Source organism: Streptococcus sanguinis SK49 (assembly GCF_000212815.1).
Taxonomy (GTDB): Bacteria; Bacillota; Bacilli; order Lactobacillales; family Streptococcaceae; genus Streptococcus; species Streptococcus sanguinis_C.
Genome location: NZ_GL890985.1, coordinates 1,281,296 through 1,298,549, shown reverse-complemented (window position 1 = coordinate 1,298,549; position 17,254 = coordinate 1,281,296). Strand labels below are relative to the sequence as shown.

The window sequence follows — 17,254 nt, the reverse complement described above, 5'->3', positions numbered from 1 at the left end:
TGAATACTGGATATATTTTATGTTTATAGTTTTTTCTACAACATTTGATTTCTATTATATAAGAAACACTTCTGATTTTAGATATTCTAAAAATACAAAAAATTACTTTAATGTTGAAGCAGCAGAAGTGTTTTATAATATTTTTTTAACAGTTATTGTAGCTTGGTGTGCTCTAGCTATATTTAGTGGTAAAAATATTGCCACTCATGGAGACACAGTTATTTTCTATGTTTTCCCTCATTATTGTGCAATTAAACTTTTAAAACAGAATCAGGAGTAAGATGAGTGAATCTAATAAAAGATTATTTTTATTATACTTGGTATTCCATTATATTCAATACACAACAGTATGATGGTCACAATAGCTATTTATCTTACTTCTTTATTGTGAACTGTATATTTATTTTTCTTATTTTTAGATTGAATAGAAAGAAATGTTTTGATAATACTTTTCTTAGAATTCTTAGTATGCTTTTTATTTCTTTCTTTTTATTAGGATGTTTAGGACTCCTCACAAGAGATTATAGTTTTGCTTATGATAAAAATATGAGTTTAGAATCTCAGACAAAATGGGGAGGACTTGTTTGGGAGAATATAATTGGTATTTCAGTTTTATACTCATTAATATCTTTGGTTCTATATAGAAAATTTATAACAAGTTTTTTATATTTAAAACCAGAGTTGCATGATGATTTCTTTCAAAAAACAGCTTTTAATTGGATTGAATATAAAAAGTTTTTAGGACTTGGTATAGAAATTGCAATATTTTTAGCTAGTATGATTGTTGCCAACAAGCAAAATACGGAAAGAACTTTAACCTACAATGATGAGTGGATGTACACTATAATTCTTATTCTTCTATCCTTTCAATTGTCATTTTCTTTAGAATATATAAAGTATAAAAATAAATTTCCTTTTACACGACAAGACTATGAGGCGCTTGAGTTTTATAGTAAGGACAATAGACTTAATTTAGCTAGTATTGATAAACGGTCCAAACGCAAATGGATAATTTATGGAGTAGATTTTGATTATAAAACAAAGTTAGTCTTATATTTCAGAAAAAAATTATTAATAAAGAAAAAAATATCTAACAGCAATTTACCTGTTAAAATGAAAGTTAATCAAAGAAAAATTAGGAGAATTATAAAGAGGAATCTTGATCTTCCTAAAATTATTGACCTAATTGGTTTTCCAAATAGCGAAATTGTAAAGGTAAAGTCTAAAATAAACTACAAATATGCTCAATGGAATAATAATTTTTTTAATTATTTTATAAGGTTTAATAATAATGAGGTCATCAAAATCCAAAAAGTTTTTAAATATAGACGAAACAGAATATACAAAGACTTATTAATAAGATGAATTACTTTACAGCTTTATTTCTAAAAATTAATACTCTGATTAATAATTTAGTTGCGCGATCAATCAAACATCTGCCTGCCAGCAAACAATCAATTGAGCCTATTATCATGATTCCAGGTAGTTCGGCGACAGAGAATCGTTTTAATCTAATGGTTAAAAAACTCAACCGCAATCAGCATTCGCGTCATAGCCTAGTCCGTATTAAAGTCTGGAATGACGGACATATGACTTATCGAGGGCATTTGAAGCGGAAGGATAGAAATCCCATTTTTGTGGTTGGCTTTCAAAATAATCGCGATGGTTATGAAAATATCAAGAAACAAGCGGCCATGTTTGACACTGCTTTAACAGTTTTAAGAGAGAAGTATTCTTTTAACAGCTTTAAGGCGCTGGGGCATTCTAACGGCGGTCTAATTTATACAGTATTCCTGCAGCAATACCTAGCAAACCATTCTGGTTTAGAGATGGAAAAGCTCCTGACTATTGGTAGTCCTTATAATCTGAATAAGAAAAACATCAATCATCGAGTTGCGATGCTAGATGACTTTATATCTAACCAAGAAAATCTACCTAAGAAGTTGCAGCATTTGTCGATTTTGGGAATCTTTTTCCGAGATGGTGATGGAATTGTCCATAAAAGCAGTGTAGAGGCCGGAAGCTTGATTTACAAAAGAAAGATTGCTTCACACAGAGAGGTAGTCATTGTAGGAAAGGATGCTCACCATTCTTCCTTGCCGCAAAATGAGCAGGTAGTTGTTTTGATTAAAGAGTTTCTATTCTAGTAATTATCTTACATAATTTAATTTTGGTAAAAAATTAGAAAGACGATAAAACAATGAAAATGACAGACATTCTTCATAGGTATTATGGTGACTTTGATCTGATAAATGAAAAATGGAATGAAGACTATGAAAGCATTTTGATTAAGCCAAAGGATGATCAAGAATATAAAAGATGCCGTTTGGCAAAGAAGACACCTAAAAAAGAAGGCTACTTTACAGTCTTTTGGAAAAAAGACCAAGACAATAAGAACATTCCATATACTGATAAAGACTTAGGTGATGAACTGGTAATTGTCGTTATCGACGACCGTCATTGCGGTATATTTATCATTCCCAAAGAGGTGGCTATTAGTAAAAAAATTCTTTCTACAAAGGATTGCAAAGGAAAAATGGCTATGCGGTTTTATCCGTCCTGGTGCACAAATTTAAATAAAACAGCTCAGACAACACAAAAATGGCAACTCAGACAACACAAAAATGGCAACTGGATTATTTTCAAAAAATCGAATTAGAAGAATAAGTTTCAGGTAAAACAAGACAGAGTTCAATTTCTCAATTTTGTCTTGTTTTTATTATCTATTTTGTAGTAAAGTTAGCTTGCTTACTTCCCTCTATCATCTTTCCGAAAAACTATAATTTTCTTGAAAAATATATCTAGATATGCTATACTACTATTATAGAAAAAACGGAGAAATATGATGAGACGTGAACTGTTATTAGAAAGAATTGATAAACTTAAGGCCACTATGCCCTGGTACATTCTGGAATATTACCAATCAAAACTGGCAGTGCCTTATAGTTTTACAACCTTATACGAATATCTCAAAGAATATGATCGATTTTTTAATTGGGTGCTAGAATCTGGTATCACGGATGCCTCTCATATTGCTGAGATTCCTCTCTCGGTCTTGGAAAACATGACCAAGAAAGACATGGAGGCCTTCATTCTTTATCTGCGAGAGCGGCCGCTTCTCAATGCCAACACGACACAAAACGGTGTTTCCCAGACAACCATCAACCGAACTCTTTCGGCTTTGTCCAGCCTCTACAAATATTTGACTGAGGAAGTTGAAAACGAGCAGGGTGAGCCCTACTTCTATCGAAATGTGATGAAAAAGGTATCTACTAAGAAGAAAAAGGAAACTCTGGCTGCTCGTGCAGAGAATATTAAGCAGAAGCTCTTTTTAGGAGATGAGACAGAAGAATTTCTCCTGTATATTGATAGGGAGTACCCCAAGAAGCTCTCTAACCGTGCCCTATCCTCTTTTAACAAGAACAAGGAACGAGATTTAGCCATCATTGCCTTGCTGCTAGCCTCTGGTGTTCGTCTGTCTGAAGCTGTTAATCTGGACCTGAAAGACATCAATCTCAAAATGATGGTCATTGAAGTGACAAGGAAAGGTGGAAAAAGAGACTCTGTCAATGTTGCTGCTTTTGCTAAGCCCTATTTAGAAGAGTATCTAAACATTCGGAGTAAGCGATACAAGGCCGAAAAGACAGATACAGCCTTCTTTTTGACTGAATACCGTGGCAGTCCTAATCGAATCGATGCTTCCAGTGTCGAAAAAATGGTGGCCAAGTATTCCGAGGACTTCAAGGTGCGAGTGACTCCTCACAAACTCCGCCACACGCTTGCTACACGTTTATACGATGCGACCAAATCTCAAGTTCTCGTCAGTCATCAGCTAGGGCATGCTAGCACTCAGGTAACGGACCTCTACACCCATATTGTCAATGACGAGCAAAAGAATGCTTTGGACAAATTGTAACATTACATAATTTAAAATATGCAAAAATAAGAAAAACAACAAAAGAGCGAAAATCTAGTTTAGATACTTCGCTCTTTTTCTTATAAAAATTCAATCCAATAGTTACGATGGGGTTCAACAATCAGCGGTTTTCCCCAGAAGTGCTTGAGATGCTCCAGATTCGCTGCTGTGACTGGTCGATTTTTGGTGTTGTACTTTTCAGCACTTTCTCTAGTTAGGAAGCATTTGACCGCTTCGTAGGAGCATTCTGCTGTCTCTCTATTCAGCCCTTCAAAGCTAATTTCATCACCCGGCTGAGGATTATCCGTAAAGAGTTTTCCTATAAAATAAACTGTCTTACTCTTCATCAGATCGTAAGCTTTGATATTTTCTATTCGATTATTAGCTGCTGCAAACATAATGCAAAAGCTGTCTACAAGATCCTTCAAGGACATCAGGTCTTCCTTGGGAACGAAGATATCTACCATGTAGAGCCCGCCAATGACTAGGTTTTGAAAAGAAGGTTGCTGAATGACATTATCTAACGCCATGCCAAGCGGTAATTTCACAGCTTGATAGCCTGATTTTTCAAATTCTTCTTTCTTTTTCTCATAATCTTCTTCAGATATGCTAACATAAAAGTTGTCTGGATTAGGAGATGGTTTTTTCTTCAGAAAAGCTACAACTGTGCGATCCAACTGCTCAAACAGACCAAGGCTTTCTACTGGGACTTTCTGCATCAAGACACCTCTTTCTCTGATTCCCTATCATTTTATCATATCTAGTAGATAAAGCCTAGAGAAAACTAGCTGGTTAAGGAAACGTAAGAATGTTGCTGATTTGAAATATACTGTTTACATGAAAAACCAAACTCTTCGAGAGCTTGGTTTTCTTTATATCATATTTTAACCGACGATAGCTTCGGCAATCTCTTCTCTGCTTATCCCAGCAAAGTAACGGCTAATATCAATCCTTTCAAGAGCTTTCAGGACATCTTCACGTTCGTATTTAACACCGCGAAGTACATCTTCTACTGCTGCTACATCTTCAATACCAAAGAAGTCTCCATAGATCTTAATATCCTGAATCTTAGATTCAACAACATTGGCAAAGATTTCTACCTTACCACTGGTAAACTTGGTACCACGGCGCACGTTGTATTCAGGTGATTTACCGTAGTTCCAGTCCCAAGTTCCAAACTTGCTATCTCTGATTTGCTTGATTTCTTCCAGTTCTTTCTCAGAGAAGACATATTCTGTCATTTCTGGATATTCTTTCTTCATATAGTCCAGAAGCAGGTCGCGGAATTCTTCGACAGTAATCTTTTCTGGCAATTCATTGACAATATTTGTCACGCGTGCACGGACGGATTTAACTCCTTTTGATTCGAACTTGTCTTTAGAAACCTTAAGCGCATTGGCCAAGACAGACAAATCAACATCAAAGAGTAGGCAGCCGTGGTGCATGATACGACCGTTGATATAGGCCTGCGCATTGCCACAGAACTTCTTGCCATCAATCTCTAGGTCGTTACGGCCAGTGAATTCAGCCTTTACTCCAAGCTCTGCCAAGGTGTTGATAACTGGCGTAGAAAAACTCTTGAAGTCAAAAGCACGATCTTCGCTTTCCTTGGAGATAATGGTGTAGTTAAGGTTGTTTAGATCATGATAAACAGCTCCTCCACCACTGATACGACGTACGACTTCAATGCCATGCTCACGAACATAATCACGGTTGATTTCTTCGATAGTGTTTTGGTGGCGTCCCACGATGATAGAAGGTTTGTTAATCCAGAGCAAGAAAATTTCATCCTCATCTAAGAGGTGTTTGAAAGCATATTCTTCCAAAGCAATATTAAAAGCTGTGTCATTTGAGTAGTTAACAATGTATTTCATAAGCTACCTCTTTATACGATAGAGACTGGAACAGTGATTTATGCCCAGTCTAATCTATCTTTTAAATTATTTTTTCTTAGGTGAGTGAACTGCCAACCCCAGTACGTCAGCAAACGCTTCGTACATGACTTCTGAGAAGGTTGGGTGACCGTGAATAGTCTTAAGCATTTCTTCTACGGTGATTTCCATTTCGATGATGGTTGATGCTTCGTTAATCAATTCTGCCGCCGCAGGACCGATGATATGAACACCGAGCACTTCACCATACTTCTTGTCAGCAATGACTTTAACGAAACCTTGAGCTGCATCTGAAGCAATGGCGCGGCCGTTAGCAGCGAAGTTGAACTTACCAATCGCTACATCGTATTTCTCACGAGCTTGCTCTTCTGTCAAACCAACTGCTGCTACTTCTGGCAGGGTGTAGATAGCTGCAGGTGTCAGGTTGAGTTTAGCAACATGATGGTTACCTTTCAGAGCATTTTCAGCAGCAACTTCACCCATACGGAAGGCAGCATGAGCCAGCATCTTAGTACCATTGATATCACCTGGTGCGTAAATACCTGGAACAGAAGTTTCCATGTACTCATTGACTTTGATACGGCCGCGATCCAGTTCGAATTCAACCTCACCGATACCTTCTAGGTCTGGCACGCGTCCGATAGAAAGCAGGGCCTTATCTGCTAGAATATCTTCTTTTCCTTCAACCTTGATACGGAGTTTTCCGTTTTCTTCGATGATTTCTTCCAACTTAGTTTCAGTTAGAATTGTCATGCCCTTGCGCTCCAGAATGAGGCGAAGGTTTTTAGAAACTTCCGCATCCATAGCTGGGACGATACGGTCCATCATTTCGATAACGGTGACTTTTGAGCCAAATGTCATGAAGGCTTGTCCAAGCTCAATACCGACAACACCACCACCGATAATTACCAAATTTTCTGGCACTTCGTTCATTTCCAGAATATCATCGCTTGTCATCACTAGTGGAGATTCCATACCTGGAACGTTGATCTTGCTGACTTTTGAACCACCAGCCAAGATAATCTTCTTTGTTTCTAGCAGCTCGCTACCGTTTACAAGAACATTCTTGTCTTTAGTAATGGTACCAATTCCCTTATGAACATCTACGCCATAGCTGCGAAGAAGGCCAGCAACACCGCCAACAAGCGTATTAACAACCTTATTTTTTGTTTCCAGAACCTTGTCCATGTCCACTGAGAAGCTTGGATTTTCAATGATGATACCGCGATTAGCAGCGTGACCAAGGCTTTCAATGATTTCCGCATTGTGCAGGTAAGTCTTGGTAGGAATACAGCCACGATTCAAGCAGGTTCCGCCTAGCTCAGACTTCTCAACCAAGGCAATCTTGCCACCCAGCTGAGCTGCTTTGATAGCTGCCACATAACCAGCAGGACCGCCTCCGATAACAACGATATCGTAAGCATCATCACTCTTATCATCATCTGTGCTTGCTGCCGCCGCTGTAGGAGCTGGTACTTCCGCAGGTGCAGAACCGCCAGCAGTTGGGATATTTTCCCCTTCTTCTCCCAAGTAACCGATGACTTCCGTTACTGGAACAGTTTCTCCGTCACCTTTGAGGATGGCAATCAGGTAGCCGTCTTCTTCGGCTTCCAATTCCATACTGACCTTGTCAGTCATAATTTCCAGAAGGATTTCCCCTTCTTTGACAAATTCGCCGACTTTTTTATTCCATTGGACAATCTGCCCTTCGGTCATATCCACGCCGGCTTTTGGCATAATTACTTCTAAAGCCATTTTTCTTTCCTTTTCTAATTTAATTTTTCATTTGCTGAACGTTTCTTTGCTTTTGAGAATCGCAAAGAAAATCTTATACCAACATTGAAATTGGATCTTCAATCAAAGCCTTCAAGTCCTTCATAAACTTAGCTCCAGCCATTCCGTCAACTACACGGTGGTCAATGGTCAAGCCAAGACTCATAATTGGACGGATAACAATTTCGCCATTAACAACGACAGGTTTCTCTACCGTTGAGCTCACACCCAAGATAGCAGAGTTTGGCTGATTGATGATTGGCCCAAAAGACTGAACGCCAAACATACCTAAGTTACTGATTGTGAAGGTTGAATTTTGCAGCTCGCTTGGAGCTAATTTGCCTTCCAAGGTACGTCCGATTACATCTTTAAAGGCTACCACAAGCTCTGATAGGCTCATTTTTTCTGCATTGTAGACAACTGGTGTCATCAGGCCATTATCCATACCGACTGCCATTGAAAGGTTGACATAGTTGTGTGTGATAATGGTCTTGCCGTCCTCTGTCAAAGTTGAGTTGAGGTAAGGATGCTTCATCAATGTCTTCACAACAGCTAGCGAAAGCAGGTCTGTGACAGTTACTTTCTTGCCAGTTACTTCCATGATTGGATCCAGCACTTTTTTACGCAAGGCCAGCATTTCAGTCATATCAACATCATAGTTGAGGGTGAATGTCGGCGCCGTCAGGTAAGATTCTACCATTCGCTGAGCAATGACCTTCCGCATTGGCGTCATTGGAATACACTCAATTTCACCGTAAGGAGTGACATTATCAGGCACTTCTTCCACTTTTTCAATTTGAGCAGGAGATTTGATTGTATCGCTCTCAACATTCTCAGGCAAGAAGGCAAGAACATCTTTCTTCATAATCTTGCCACGATGGCCAGTTCCTTGAATCTCTTGCCAAGCAATATTGTGTTCTTGGGCAATTCGTTTTGCCAGTGGTGAAATGCGCACCACATTTATATCTTTATAAGTTTCCACGTCTTCTTTGTGGACACGACCGTTTGCGCCCGAGCCAGAAACATCATAGAGGTTGATTCCCAAATCATCCGCTAACTTTCTAGCTGCAGGAGTCGCTCTTAGCTTATCATCAGCCATGACCTCTCCAATTCTAATTATGATACTAAGGGCGTAAAAAGCGACTGAAAAATAGGAAATCGACGCAGGCTTCGATGAAGCCAAGGAGATTTATCTTTTTTCCGAGCTTTTAGCCCGAGTTCGAATATAAGATACTAAGGGCGCAGAGGGCAATGAAAAAATAGGAGATTGATGCTGTGTTCGATGAACACAAGGAAATCTATCTTTTTTTCGCAGTCCTCCGTCCGAATTCAATTACATGATACTAAGGCGTTAAAAATCATAGCGAAAATAGAAAACTTAACGAAGAAATTTTCGTTTCTAGAAAAGTTTATCTTTTTCACACAGACTTTAGCCCATGTTCAACTCTACAGTAACTTGGATACGAAACGTATCTCAAGTTACTACGGTTGCCGCTATCTGCGACCAACCTAGTAGACTTACTAATACTCAACCGAATAACGATTTTCTGCAATTAGTAAAATTCTAAGACTTTTTGACCCTCTACACAAGATTAGATTACATAAAATAATTTATGTAATCTAACTCATAAGAAAGCCTTTTTCTTTATTATACCTTATTCTTTATGATATGTCTTCCGAATAGCGTCTTTGATGCTTTCAACGGTCGGAATCATCGCATTTTCCAAGTTTTGTGCATAAGGCATTGGCACATCTTCACCTGCACAACGGCGGATTGGCGCATCTAGATAGTCAAATGCTTCTGACTCAGAAATAATCGCTGAAATTTCACCAATGAAACCGCTAGTTTTGTGGGCATCATTAACCAAAACGACCTTTCCAGTCTTCTTAACAGAGTTGATGATAATATCCTTATCAAGCGGCACCAATGTACGTGGGTCAACCACTTCTACAGAGATGCCTTCTTCTGCCAATTCTTCAGCCGCCTGCATGACACGGCGAAGCATTTTTCCGTAAGTAACAACTGTTACATCAGTACCTTCTTTTTTGATTTCACCCACGCCAAGAGGGATTACATACTCAGGATCCAGTGGCACTTCGCCTTTTTGGTTAAATTCAGACTTGTATTCCAGGATAATGACTGGGTTGTTGTCTCGAATAGAGGCTTTGAGAAGTCCCTTCATGTCAGCTGGAGTTCCCGGTGCCACAACCTTAAGACCTGGAATGTGGGTAAACCAAGATTCCAAAGACTGCGAGTGCTGAGCCGCTGAGCCAACTCCATTACCTGCTGCACAGCGGACAGTCATTGGTACTTGTCCTTTTCCGCCAAACATATAGCGCGTTTTAGCGGCTTGATTTACAATAGCATCCATGGCAATTACAGAGAAGTCCATAAAGGTCATGTCTACGATTGGACGCAGCCCTGTCATAGCTGCTCCAGCTGCTGCTCCAGAAATAGCTGCTTCCGAAATCGGACAGTCACGTACACGCTTTGGACCGAACTCTTCCAGCATACCAACAGATGTTCCGAAATCTCCACCAAAGACTCCAACATCTTCTCCCATCAAGAGTACATTTTCATCGAGACGCATTTCCTCAGACATAGCGAGGATAATGGTGTCACGAAAAGACATAGTTTTAGTTTCCATTTTCTTTTTCTCCTCTCTTTAGTCTGCGTAAATATCTTCAAAGGCAGATTCAAGCGGTGGGAATGGGCTTTCTTCTGCAAACTTCACAGATGCTTCTACTGCTTCTTTGACTCCAGCTTGGACAGCTTCTAGCTCTTCCTCGCTTGCAATCTTGTTTTCCAGCAAGTATTTACGAAGATTTTCGATTGGATCTTTTTTCTTCCATTCTTCTACTTCTTCACGAGTACGGTATTTACCTGGGTCAGAAGATGAATGTCCCAACCAACGATAAGTGACGCTCTCAATCAAGACAGGTCCTTTACCGCTGCGAACATGCTCTACAGCTTTTTGGAAGCCTTCATAAACATCCAGAACATTATTTCCATCTTCGATGAACATACCTGGAATGCCATAAGCTGCGCTGCGCTCGTGGATGTGCTCTACATTGGTCATTTTCTTGATGTCAGCAGAAATGCCATAGCCGTTATTGATACAATAGAAAATAACGGGCAGATTCCAGATAGAAGCCATGTTGACTGCTTCGTGGAAGACGCCTTCGTTGGTAGCACCGTCACCAAAGAAGCAGACAACAATCTTACCTGTCTTCTGCATTTGCTGGGTCAGAGCTGCTCCAACGGCAATTCCCATGCCGCCGCCAACGATACCATTAGCACCAAGATTTCCAGCATCTAGGTCCGCAATGTGCATAGAGCCGCCTTTTCCTTTACAGGTTCCAGTGTATTTACCAAGGATTTCAGCCATCATTTCGTTGAGGTTGATTCCTTTGGCGATAGCTTGACCGTGTCCCCGGTGATTAGAAGTCAGCAAATCATCCTCATTTAAGGCCAGCATAGCACCGACATTGGCTGCTTCCTCACCTACCGAGAAGTGAGTCATCCCAGGAACCTTTCCTTTTTTTACAAGTTGAGCAATTTTTAAGTCCATGCGACGGATTTCTTCCATCTTACGGAACATCTCTAACAAAAGATCTTTATCTAAAGTTGCCATTTTTTTGCCTTTCTAAGCATAATTCTTCTATTTAATTCTATCTAAAGCTGTAAGCACTGTCAAAACTTTTGCTCACTTATATTTCACAAAGAAAAACCAGTCAATCCATTGGATAAACTGGTTTTCGATACCAAAATAGAAATTTCACAAACTTTTTGTGCTAGAGTAGTTTTTACTATTTTGAAACTGTTATACGAAAATAATAGCAGAGCATGCTTTTGATTAGTCCGCCTGTTTAGCAAAATCTGCAATCATCTGCTCCATCTGCTCACGGCTTGGTGTTGTTAGCATATAGAGGTAGTCACCTTGCAGCTCTGCAAAAGCGGCTGGCATGTCTTTTTTAACCTTGAAATTATCTCTGTATTTCTCCAGCAAGTCAGCCTCAGGGTAAGCATAGTTTGTCAATGCACGGCGCGAGGTTGCCAAACAATACAGTGGCTCCATGTGAGCAGCTGGGAAAGGCTCTCCTGCTACAATCGCTGCATAGCCTCTGTAAAGATCGATTGAGTGGGCGAAATTATAGACATCAATGGTAAAGCCGCCAGCTGGACGGTTATTGTACTCAATGGCTACATAATCATCACCTTCGCGGAAGAACTCAATATGGAAAAAGCGTTCTTTCATGCCGAAGGTTTTGACAATCGCTTCTCCATAAGCACGCAGTTTTGGATCCATATCCTTAAGAACGTAGTAGGAATTGTCCATCTTATAGATCATCAAATCCAGCGGTGTATGAGCATAGTCAAAGGTGGTCGAAAAGACGATCTGACCGTCCTTATCTACCAAACCGTCAAAAGTACAGATTTCGCCAGACTGGACAAACTTTTCAAAGAAATAAGCTGTCTGATGATCCCATTCTTGCTTGAAACGTTCAACATCTTCTGCTGTTTCCAATTTAAAGGTCGCAGCTGCCCCCACTCCATTATCAGGCTTGGCAATCAAAGGCAGACCAAGTTTCTTGACAGCCAAATCAGCGCCTGCTTCTGTATTGACAATCTGACCAGGTACGACTGGAACGCCTGCTTTTTTAAAGAGTTTCTTCATTTCTGATTTGAACTTGGTCTTTTTCAAGTCTTTTGGCTTCGCTCCAAATACATTGAATTGCTCACGCAACTCAGCGTCCAGTTCTAGCCAGTATTCATTATGTGACTCAATCCGATCGATAGGTCCATGCTTGTAGAAGAGAAAGGCCACCGCTCTTTTTACTTCGTCAAGATTTTCAAGATTTTCTACTCTAAAGTATTCAGTCAATGAATCCTTCAAAGGCTGGTCTAGCTGGTCATAAGGCTCCTGACCGATTCCCAGAACAGTGATTCCTTTGTTAGCCAGTTCCACGGTAAACTGCTGAAAATTTTGCGGATAGTAGGGAGAAATAACGATATAATTCATAGGAAACCTCCTTTAAAGATTGAGTTCATTAAGGAAATAAGGCATTTGCTTACGCCACCAAATCCAGTCATGGGAAACATCATGGCCCCATTCAGCAAACCAAGCTGGAATATTCTTATGCTCAAAAGCTTCTTTCAGCGTGTAGAAGGAAGGCAGACCATCCTGCTCCCAGTCGCCCAAGCCAGTACAAACGATAATATCGGCCTGTCGATAGCGGTCAATAAACCAGCCATCATTTTGGTTCCAGATATAGTCAGCTGGTGAGTTTTGATAAATGACTTCGTCGTTCAAATTGTCACCGACAAAGAAACGTGCATCATAGACACCACTAAGGGAAATCACTTTATTGAAAACATCTGGATGCTGCAGGAAGAAATTAAGGGCATGATAAGCTCCCATGGAGCAGCCTGTCGTCATCATAGGGTCAAACCAGCCTGTCTTATGCTTGACAAATGGAAACGCTTCCTCAATGACATATCGCTCATAGGCACGATGCATTTCTGCTCGGTCGTGAGGATGCTTCCAGTCCGCCAGCCAACTCTCACTATCAACGCTGCTGAGAGTGAAAAACTGGACTTTACCAGCCTCAATAAAACTTGCACAGGCTTCAATCATGCCAAAATCAGCATACTCATTATGGCTGCCGCCTGATGATGCAAAGACTATAATCGGGAGCCCAGCATGGCCATAGCGATTGATATACATTTCTCGGCCTAGATTGCCGCTCCAATGACTTAAAAATTCTACATGCATAGTTTTTACCTCTTTCTCACTGTTTGACTAGATTACCATTTCTCGCTGATAAAACGGAAACAGTCTGGCAAGTGCTCTGCCCAAGCGATTTCATTATGAATAGCTCCAGACTGGATCTTAATCTGAATATTTGCCAAATCTACCCCAGATACAAGTAACTGTCGGAAATAGCTGAGCGATGAATCAATATAGGCCTGCTTGATGTTGCCAGCCATCAATGTCTTATCTGTATCATCAGCCTCTTCTGTTCCAACATAAATGAAAACTCGCTGGTCAGCCTGAAGTTTTTTTCTCTCAATGTAACGGTCAAAAGCTTCCTGATGCAGCCAATTTGCTGATGAAAAGATGCCCAGACAACCAATCTGATCTTGGTATTCAACACCGATAAACTGGCTGATATTCCCCCCAAGAGAAGAGCCAATCATAGCTGTATGTAGCCGATCTGACTTGGTCCGATAATGCTGGTCAATGAAAGGCTTGACGACTTCCATGACAAACTCCGCATACTCCGTTCCCTTGCCGCCAAACTGAATACCGGGAATATTGGACTCTTGGAACTTCCAAGCTGAATACTCATTCATCCGCCGTTGACCATCGTTATCAATAGCCACGACAATCATTTTTTCAATATCTGGATTACGCTTGATTGTCGGAATAACTTTCCACGAATGGCCACTGAAAGACTCCTTGCTATAGAGAACATTTTGACCGTCGTGAAAATAAACGACGGGATACGTCTTATTTGTGTCTTGACTATAGTTCTTTGGAAGCAAGACGCGAACACGACGTTTCTGTTTGGTATAAGGAACGACCAACTCATGTGTCTTCATTTCAAGGTAAAAATAGGATTTATTCATTTTCAGAAAACTTTCTATTTTCAAAATTTTTATTTATTATATCACAAATTAAGCAAAAAAGTTAGGAATTTCCTAACTTTTTGATGATTTTTATTAGATAATGATAGAAAATAGATTATTTATCCAAATAAGGCTGTAAATCCTGAAGGGCGCGCTCAGCAATTTTCTCATAGCGCTCTTTCTTGTCACGAATCCGAGGGCCGTCCAGTTCTTTGATAATGCCAAAATTGACATTCATGGGTTGGAAATGCTTGCTGTCGGCATGGGTAACATAATGTGGTAGGCTGCCGATAGCTGTTGTTTCTGGAAAAACAAGTGCTTCTTCTCCCTTGAAGAGCCGAGCGGCATTGATACCAGCAACCAAACCAGAAGCCGCTGACTCTACATACCCTTCAACACCAGTCATTTGACCTGCAAAGAAAAGATTTGGCTGTTTCTTAGAGCGGAAAGTCTGTTCCAGCAGATTTGGAGAGTCCATATAAGAGTTACGGTGCATGACTCCATAGCGGACAAATTCTGCATTCTCAAGGCCAGGAATCATTTGAAAGACCCGCTTTTGCTCCCCCCACTTGAGATGAGTTTGGAAGCCAACGATGTTGTAAAGGCTGCCTGCTGCATTGTCCTGACGAAGTTGGACCACAGCGTATGGCGTCTTATATTCACCATCTCGAGGTCCTTGGTAGTCGTCTGGATATTCTAAACCAACCGGCTTCATCGGACCATAAAGCATGGTTTTGATACCTCGCTTAGCCATGACTTCAATAGGCATGCAGCCTTCAAAGTATTTTTCTTTTTCAAAGGAATTGAGCGGTGCTTCCTCGGCATTGACCAAAGCATCATGGAAATTCATAAATTCTTGCTTAGTCATCGGTGCGTTGAGATAGGCCGCTTCCCCCTTATCATAGCGGGATTTGAGATAGACCTTGGTCATATCAATGGTATTGACATCAATGATTGGCGCTGCTGCGTCGTAGAAATAAAAACCGTCGCCTCCATTGAGCGTGTGGATTTTTTCTGCTAAAGTATCGCTAGTCAAGGGGCCAGTTGCAATGACTGTAATAGCATCCTCTGGAATTTCAGTGATTTCTTCGCGAATGACCTCAATCAATGGATGATTAGTCACTAGCTCCGTCACCAGCTGCGAAAAGCCTTCTCTATCAACTGCTAGGGCACCACCTGCTGGTACCCGAGTCGCCTCTGCTGACTTTAAAATGACCGAGTCCAACCGTCGCATTTCTTCTTTTAGTAGGCCAACTGCATTGGTCAGCGCATCGCCTCGCAGAGAGTTGGAGCAGACCAGTTCTGCGAAGTCCGATGTTTTGTGTTGTGGAGTTGATTTGACACCCCGCATTTCATAGAGTTTGACTGGGATGCCACGCTTGGCAATCTGGTAAGCTGCTTCACTGCCAGCCAAACCAGCACCGATAACATTGATATAGGATGATGACATGATACTCTCCCTTGGATATTTCTAGATTTTCACTCTGACCATTATAACAAAAAGATAGTAAAAAAGACAGACAGGAGGATTCCTGAATGTCTTTCCAAAATCATTGTTTATTGAAGCTGAATGACTTATAAGCATACAGATGCTTATTGTCTTCGTAACTTATACTAAAGCCTACTTCTGTATTCCTAGGTAGTTTATCGATTTGAAGTATTTGAACAAGTAAGTATTCAAAATCAGAGTCTGTCCAATTGTCAATATCTTCATTAGCTAATTGTAGGTTTTGTTTTCGTACTTGTTCTATATCAACGCTTATATGAATACTAAAAGTCGAACGATTGTCAGCAACTCTTTTTAAGAGTATATCGCGATTAAGAGCAAGCAAATCTTCATCTAGTTTATTTGCTCTACTTAGGTCTAAGTCCTTGATTAACGGAGCTAGTTCTTTGACATCTGTTTTCAAAATTGCTTCTCTTTTTTCTTGTTCTTCAAGATGAGTTTCTGGGTTGCCACTATATTCTTCTTTTGGCACCAAAGAATATCCCGAGTCAAAGGAGTGCAATTCAATTGAGTTTTTTAAATAAAGCTGTCTAATCATATCTTCGCTCAAAAATGTAGAAGCCAAGCTATCACATTGAAGCAACTTATTGTAAGCTTCTTCAAGTCTATCATAATTGTCATCGCCAGAAACATACTCCATTTCTAAACGATAGACTTTTTTCTTGGCCAAACCAAAGAAAATTTTCTTCTCAACTTCTTTAAGTCTCGGGTTGTATCTGAGGACTGGAGTTTTCTGAACATAATCTTTTTCAAAATCCACATAGACATCAACAAATTTTTTGTTTCCTTCAATGTAAAACGGAAATCCCTGATAGCCAAAAGTATCAGCAGTCGAGTATCCTTCTGCTTCTAGTCCTGCAGCTTCTATTACGGAACTAATATTTGATATAGCCGTACTACTTAAATCATGATCTACACTGTTGTTGCATGCTGACAAAATAAATAATGCGAGAATAGAAAACAGCACATTAATTATTTTCTTAATCACTTTGCTTTTAACATCTCCTCCAAGTAAGCAATCTTAGCAAAATCCTTATGATTGTTATTATCATTTCGGTAAGAATCTTGGGAAGAGGCGCGGTAGATCGCTAAAAATTGCTCTGCAGTTGGCAGTAGAAACTCAACACCTTCAACTTCTTTTCGAGTCAGCTTCTCTAGCGACACACCTGAAAAAGGCTCCAAGGTTTCCATGGCTCCAAACTCAATAGATAGATTTTCTTTTTGAAATTCATGCTCGTGCAGATCGACCAAACGATAGCCCAAGCGCTCCATCATTGGTTCAATCTTGTCCATATCATAAATGCGCTCTTCATCTGGTGCTTCCCAGCCGCGCTCATCACCATGAACATGAATATCAATATCCCGCGCCTGCCAGTCCTGACCAGTAACCTGCTCCAGCCCCAAGGAGCCCATCAGCAGTGGAACAATTCCCATCTTGTTCAGTTGAGACGCGATTTTTAGAAATTCTGCAAATTTATCTGTCATAAAACTGCACCTCTTCTTCAGAAAATATTTTACGTAATATAAATTAT

At 40.1% G+C, this 17,254-nt stretch carries 16 protein-coding genes and 1 pseudogene; 5 read left to right on the top strand and 12 right to left on the bottom strand.

The window, feature by feature from the left end; all coding sequences use genetic code 11:
- The 5 genes and pseudogenes from HMPREF9380_RS04630 to xerS form a co-directional block, all read left to right on the top strand.
- Positions 1-280: hypothetical protein (locus tag HMPREF9380_RS04630; protein WP_002933778.1), on the top strand; the 280-nt coding region annotated here is incomplete at its 5' end.
- Between the two features lie 188 nt (positions 281-468).
- The gene (locus HMPREF9380_RS04635) at positions 469-1,365 is read left to right on the top strand and encodes a hypothetical protein (protein WP_155114631.1); all 897 of its coding nucleotides are present in this window, start codon (positions 469-471) and stop codon (positions 1,363-1,365) included.
- On the top strand, positions 1,362-2,147 hold the full coding sequence (locus tag HMPREF9380_RS04640) for an alpha/beta hydrolase (protein ID WP_002933775.1): 786 nt from the start codon (positions 1,362-1,364) through the stop codon (positions 2,145-2,147). Before HMPREF9380_RS04635 ends, HMPREF9380_RS04640 begins: the two co-directional genes overlap by 4 nt.
- Before the next feature lie 53 nt (positions 2,148-2,200).
- A pseudogene (locus HMPREF9380_RS04645) lies at positions 2,201-2,667 on the top strand (MepB family protein).
- Between the two features lie 178 nt (positions 2,668-2,845).
- Positions 2,846-3,916, top strand: coding sequence for a tyrosine recombinase XerS (gene xerS / locus HMPREF9380_RS04650; protein WP_032907388.1), 1,071 nt, complete (start codon positions 2,846-2,848; stop codon positions 3,914-3,916).
- Positions 3,917-3,996: 80 nt separating this feature from the next.
- Here the strand turns inward: xerS and HMPREF9380_RS04655 are convergent, their stop codons facing one another.
- The 12 genes from HMPREF9380_RS04655 to HMPREF9380_RS04710 all read right to left on the bottom strand — a co-directional run bounded on the left by HMPREF9380_RS04655 (position 3,997) and on the right by HMPREF9380_RS04710 (position 17,207).
- Entirely contained in the window at positions 3,997-4,635 is a 639-nt protein-coding gene (locus tag HMPREF9380_RS04655) for a hypothetical protein (RefSeq protein WP_002933765.1), read from the bottom strand.
- A 165-nt stretch (positions 4,636-4,800) separates the two neighbouring features.
- Complete coding sequence (locus tag HMPREF9380_RS04660; protein WP_002921209.1) at positions 4,801-5,790, bottom strand: lipoate--protein ligase; 990 nt, start codon at positions 5,788-5,790, stop codon at positions 4,801-4,803.
- A 66-nt stretch (positions 5,791-5,856) separates the two neighbouring features.
- On the bottom strand, positions 5,857-7,563 hold the full coding sequence (lpdA, locus tag HMPREF9380_RS04665; RefSeq protein WP_002933758.1) for a dihydrolipoyl dehydrogenase: 1,707 nt from the start codon (positions 7,561-7,563) through the stop codon (positions 5,857-5,859).
- 73 nt (positions 7,564-7,636) lie between these two features.
- Positions 7,637-8,680, bottom strand: a complete 1,044-nt coding sequence (locus tag HMPREF9380_RS04670) for a dihydrolipoamide acetyltransferase (RefSeq protein WP_002933756.1) — start codon at positions 8,678-8,680, stop codon at positions 7,637-7,639.
- 556 nt (positions 8,681-9,236) lie between these two features.
- Positions 9,237-10,229 (bottom strand): alpha-ketoacid dehydrogenase subunit beta, encoded by a 993-nt coding sequence (locus tag HMPREF9380_RS04675; RefSeq protein ID WP_002933754.1) that lies wholly within the window; start codon positions 10,227-10,229, stop codon positions 9,237-9,239.
- An 18-nt stretch (positions 10,230-10,247) separates the two neighbouring features.
- Entirely contained in the window at positions 10,248-11,216 is a 969-nt protein-coding gene (locus tag HMPREF9380_RS04680) for a thiamine pyrophosphate-dependent dehydrogenase E1 component subunit alpha (RefSeq protein WP_002933752.1), read from the bottom strand.
- 222 nt (positions 11,217-11,438) lie between these two features.
- A complete protein-coding gene (locus HMPREF9380_RS04685) occupies positions 11,439-12,605 on the bottom strand; it encodes an ATP-grasp domain-containing protein (protein WP_002933747.1) in 1,167 nt (388 codons plus the stop codon).
- Positions 12,606-12,617: 12 nt separating this feature from the next.
- Entirely contained in the window at positions 12,618-13,358 is a 741-nt protein-coding gene (locus HMPREF9380_RS04690) for an esterase family protein (protein WP_002933746.1), read from the bottom strand.
- Between the two features lie 32 nt (positions 13,359-13,390).
- Complete coding sequence (locus tag HMPREF9380_RS04695) at positions 13,391-14,215, bottom strand: alpha/beta hydrolase (RefSeq protein WP_002906563.1); 825 nt, start codon at positions 14,213-14,215, stop codon at positions 13,391-13,393.
- A gap of 115 nt (positions 14,216-14,330) precedes the next feature.
- Positions 14,331-15,665, bottom strand: a complete 1,335-nt coding sequence (trmFO, locus tag HMPREF9380_RS04700) for a methylenetetrahydrofolate--tRNA-(uracil(54)-C(5))-methyltransferase (FADH(2)-oxidizing) TrmFO (protein WP_002933734.1) — start codon at positions 15,663-15,665, stop codon at positions 14,331-14,333.
- A 100-nt stretch (positions 15,666-15,765) separates the two neighbouring features.
- The gene (locus HMPREF9380_RS04705; RefSeq protein WP_002933733.1) at positions 15,766-16,710 is read right to left on the bottom strand and encodes a hypothetical protein; all 945 of its coding nucleotides are present in this window, start codon (positions 16,708-16,710) and stop codon (positions 15,766-15,768) included.
- The gene (locus HMPREF9380_RS04710; RefSeq protein ID WP_002933731.1) at positions 16,707-17,207 is read right to left on the bottom strand and encodes a hypothetical protein; all 501 of its coding nucleotides are present in this window, start codon (positions 17,205-17,207) and stop codon (positions 16,707-16,709) included. The genes HMPREF9380_RS04705 and HMPREF9380_RS04710 overlap by 4 nt, the downstream gene beginning before the upstream one ends.
- Positions 17,208-17,254: the final 47 nt, after the last annotated feature.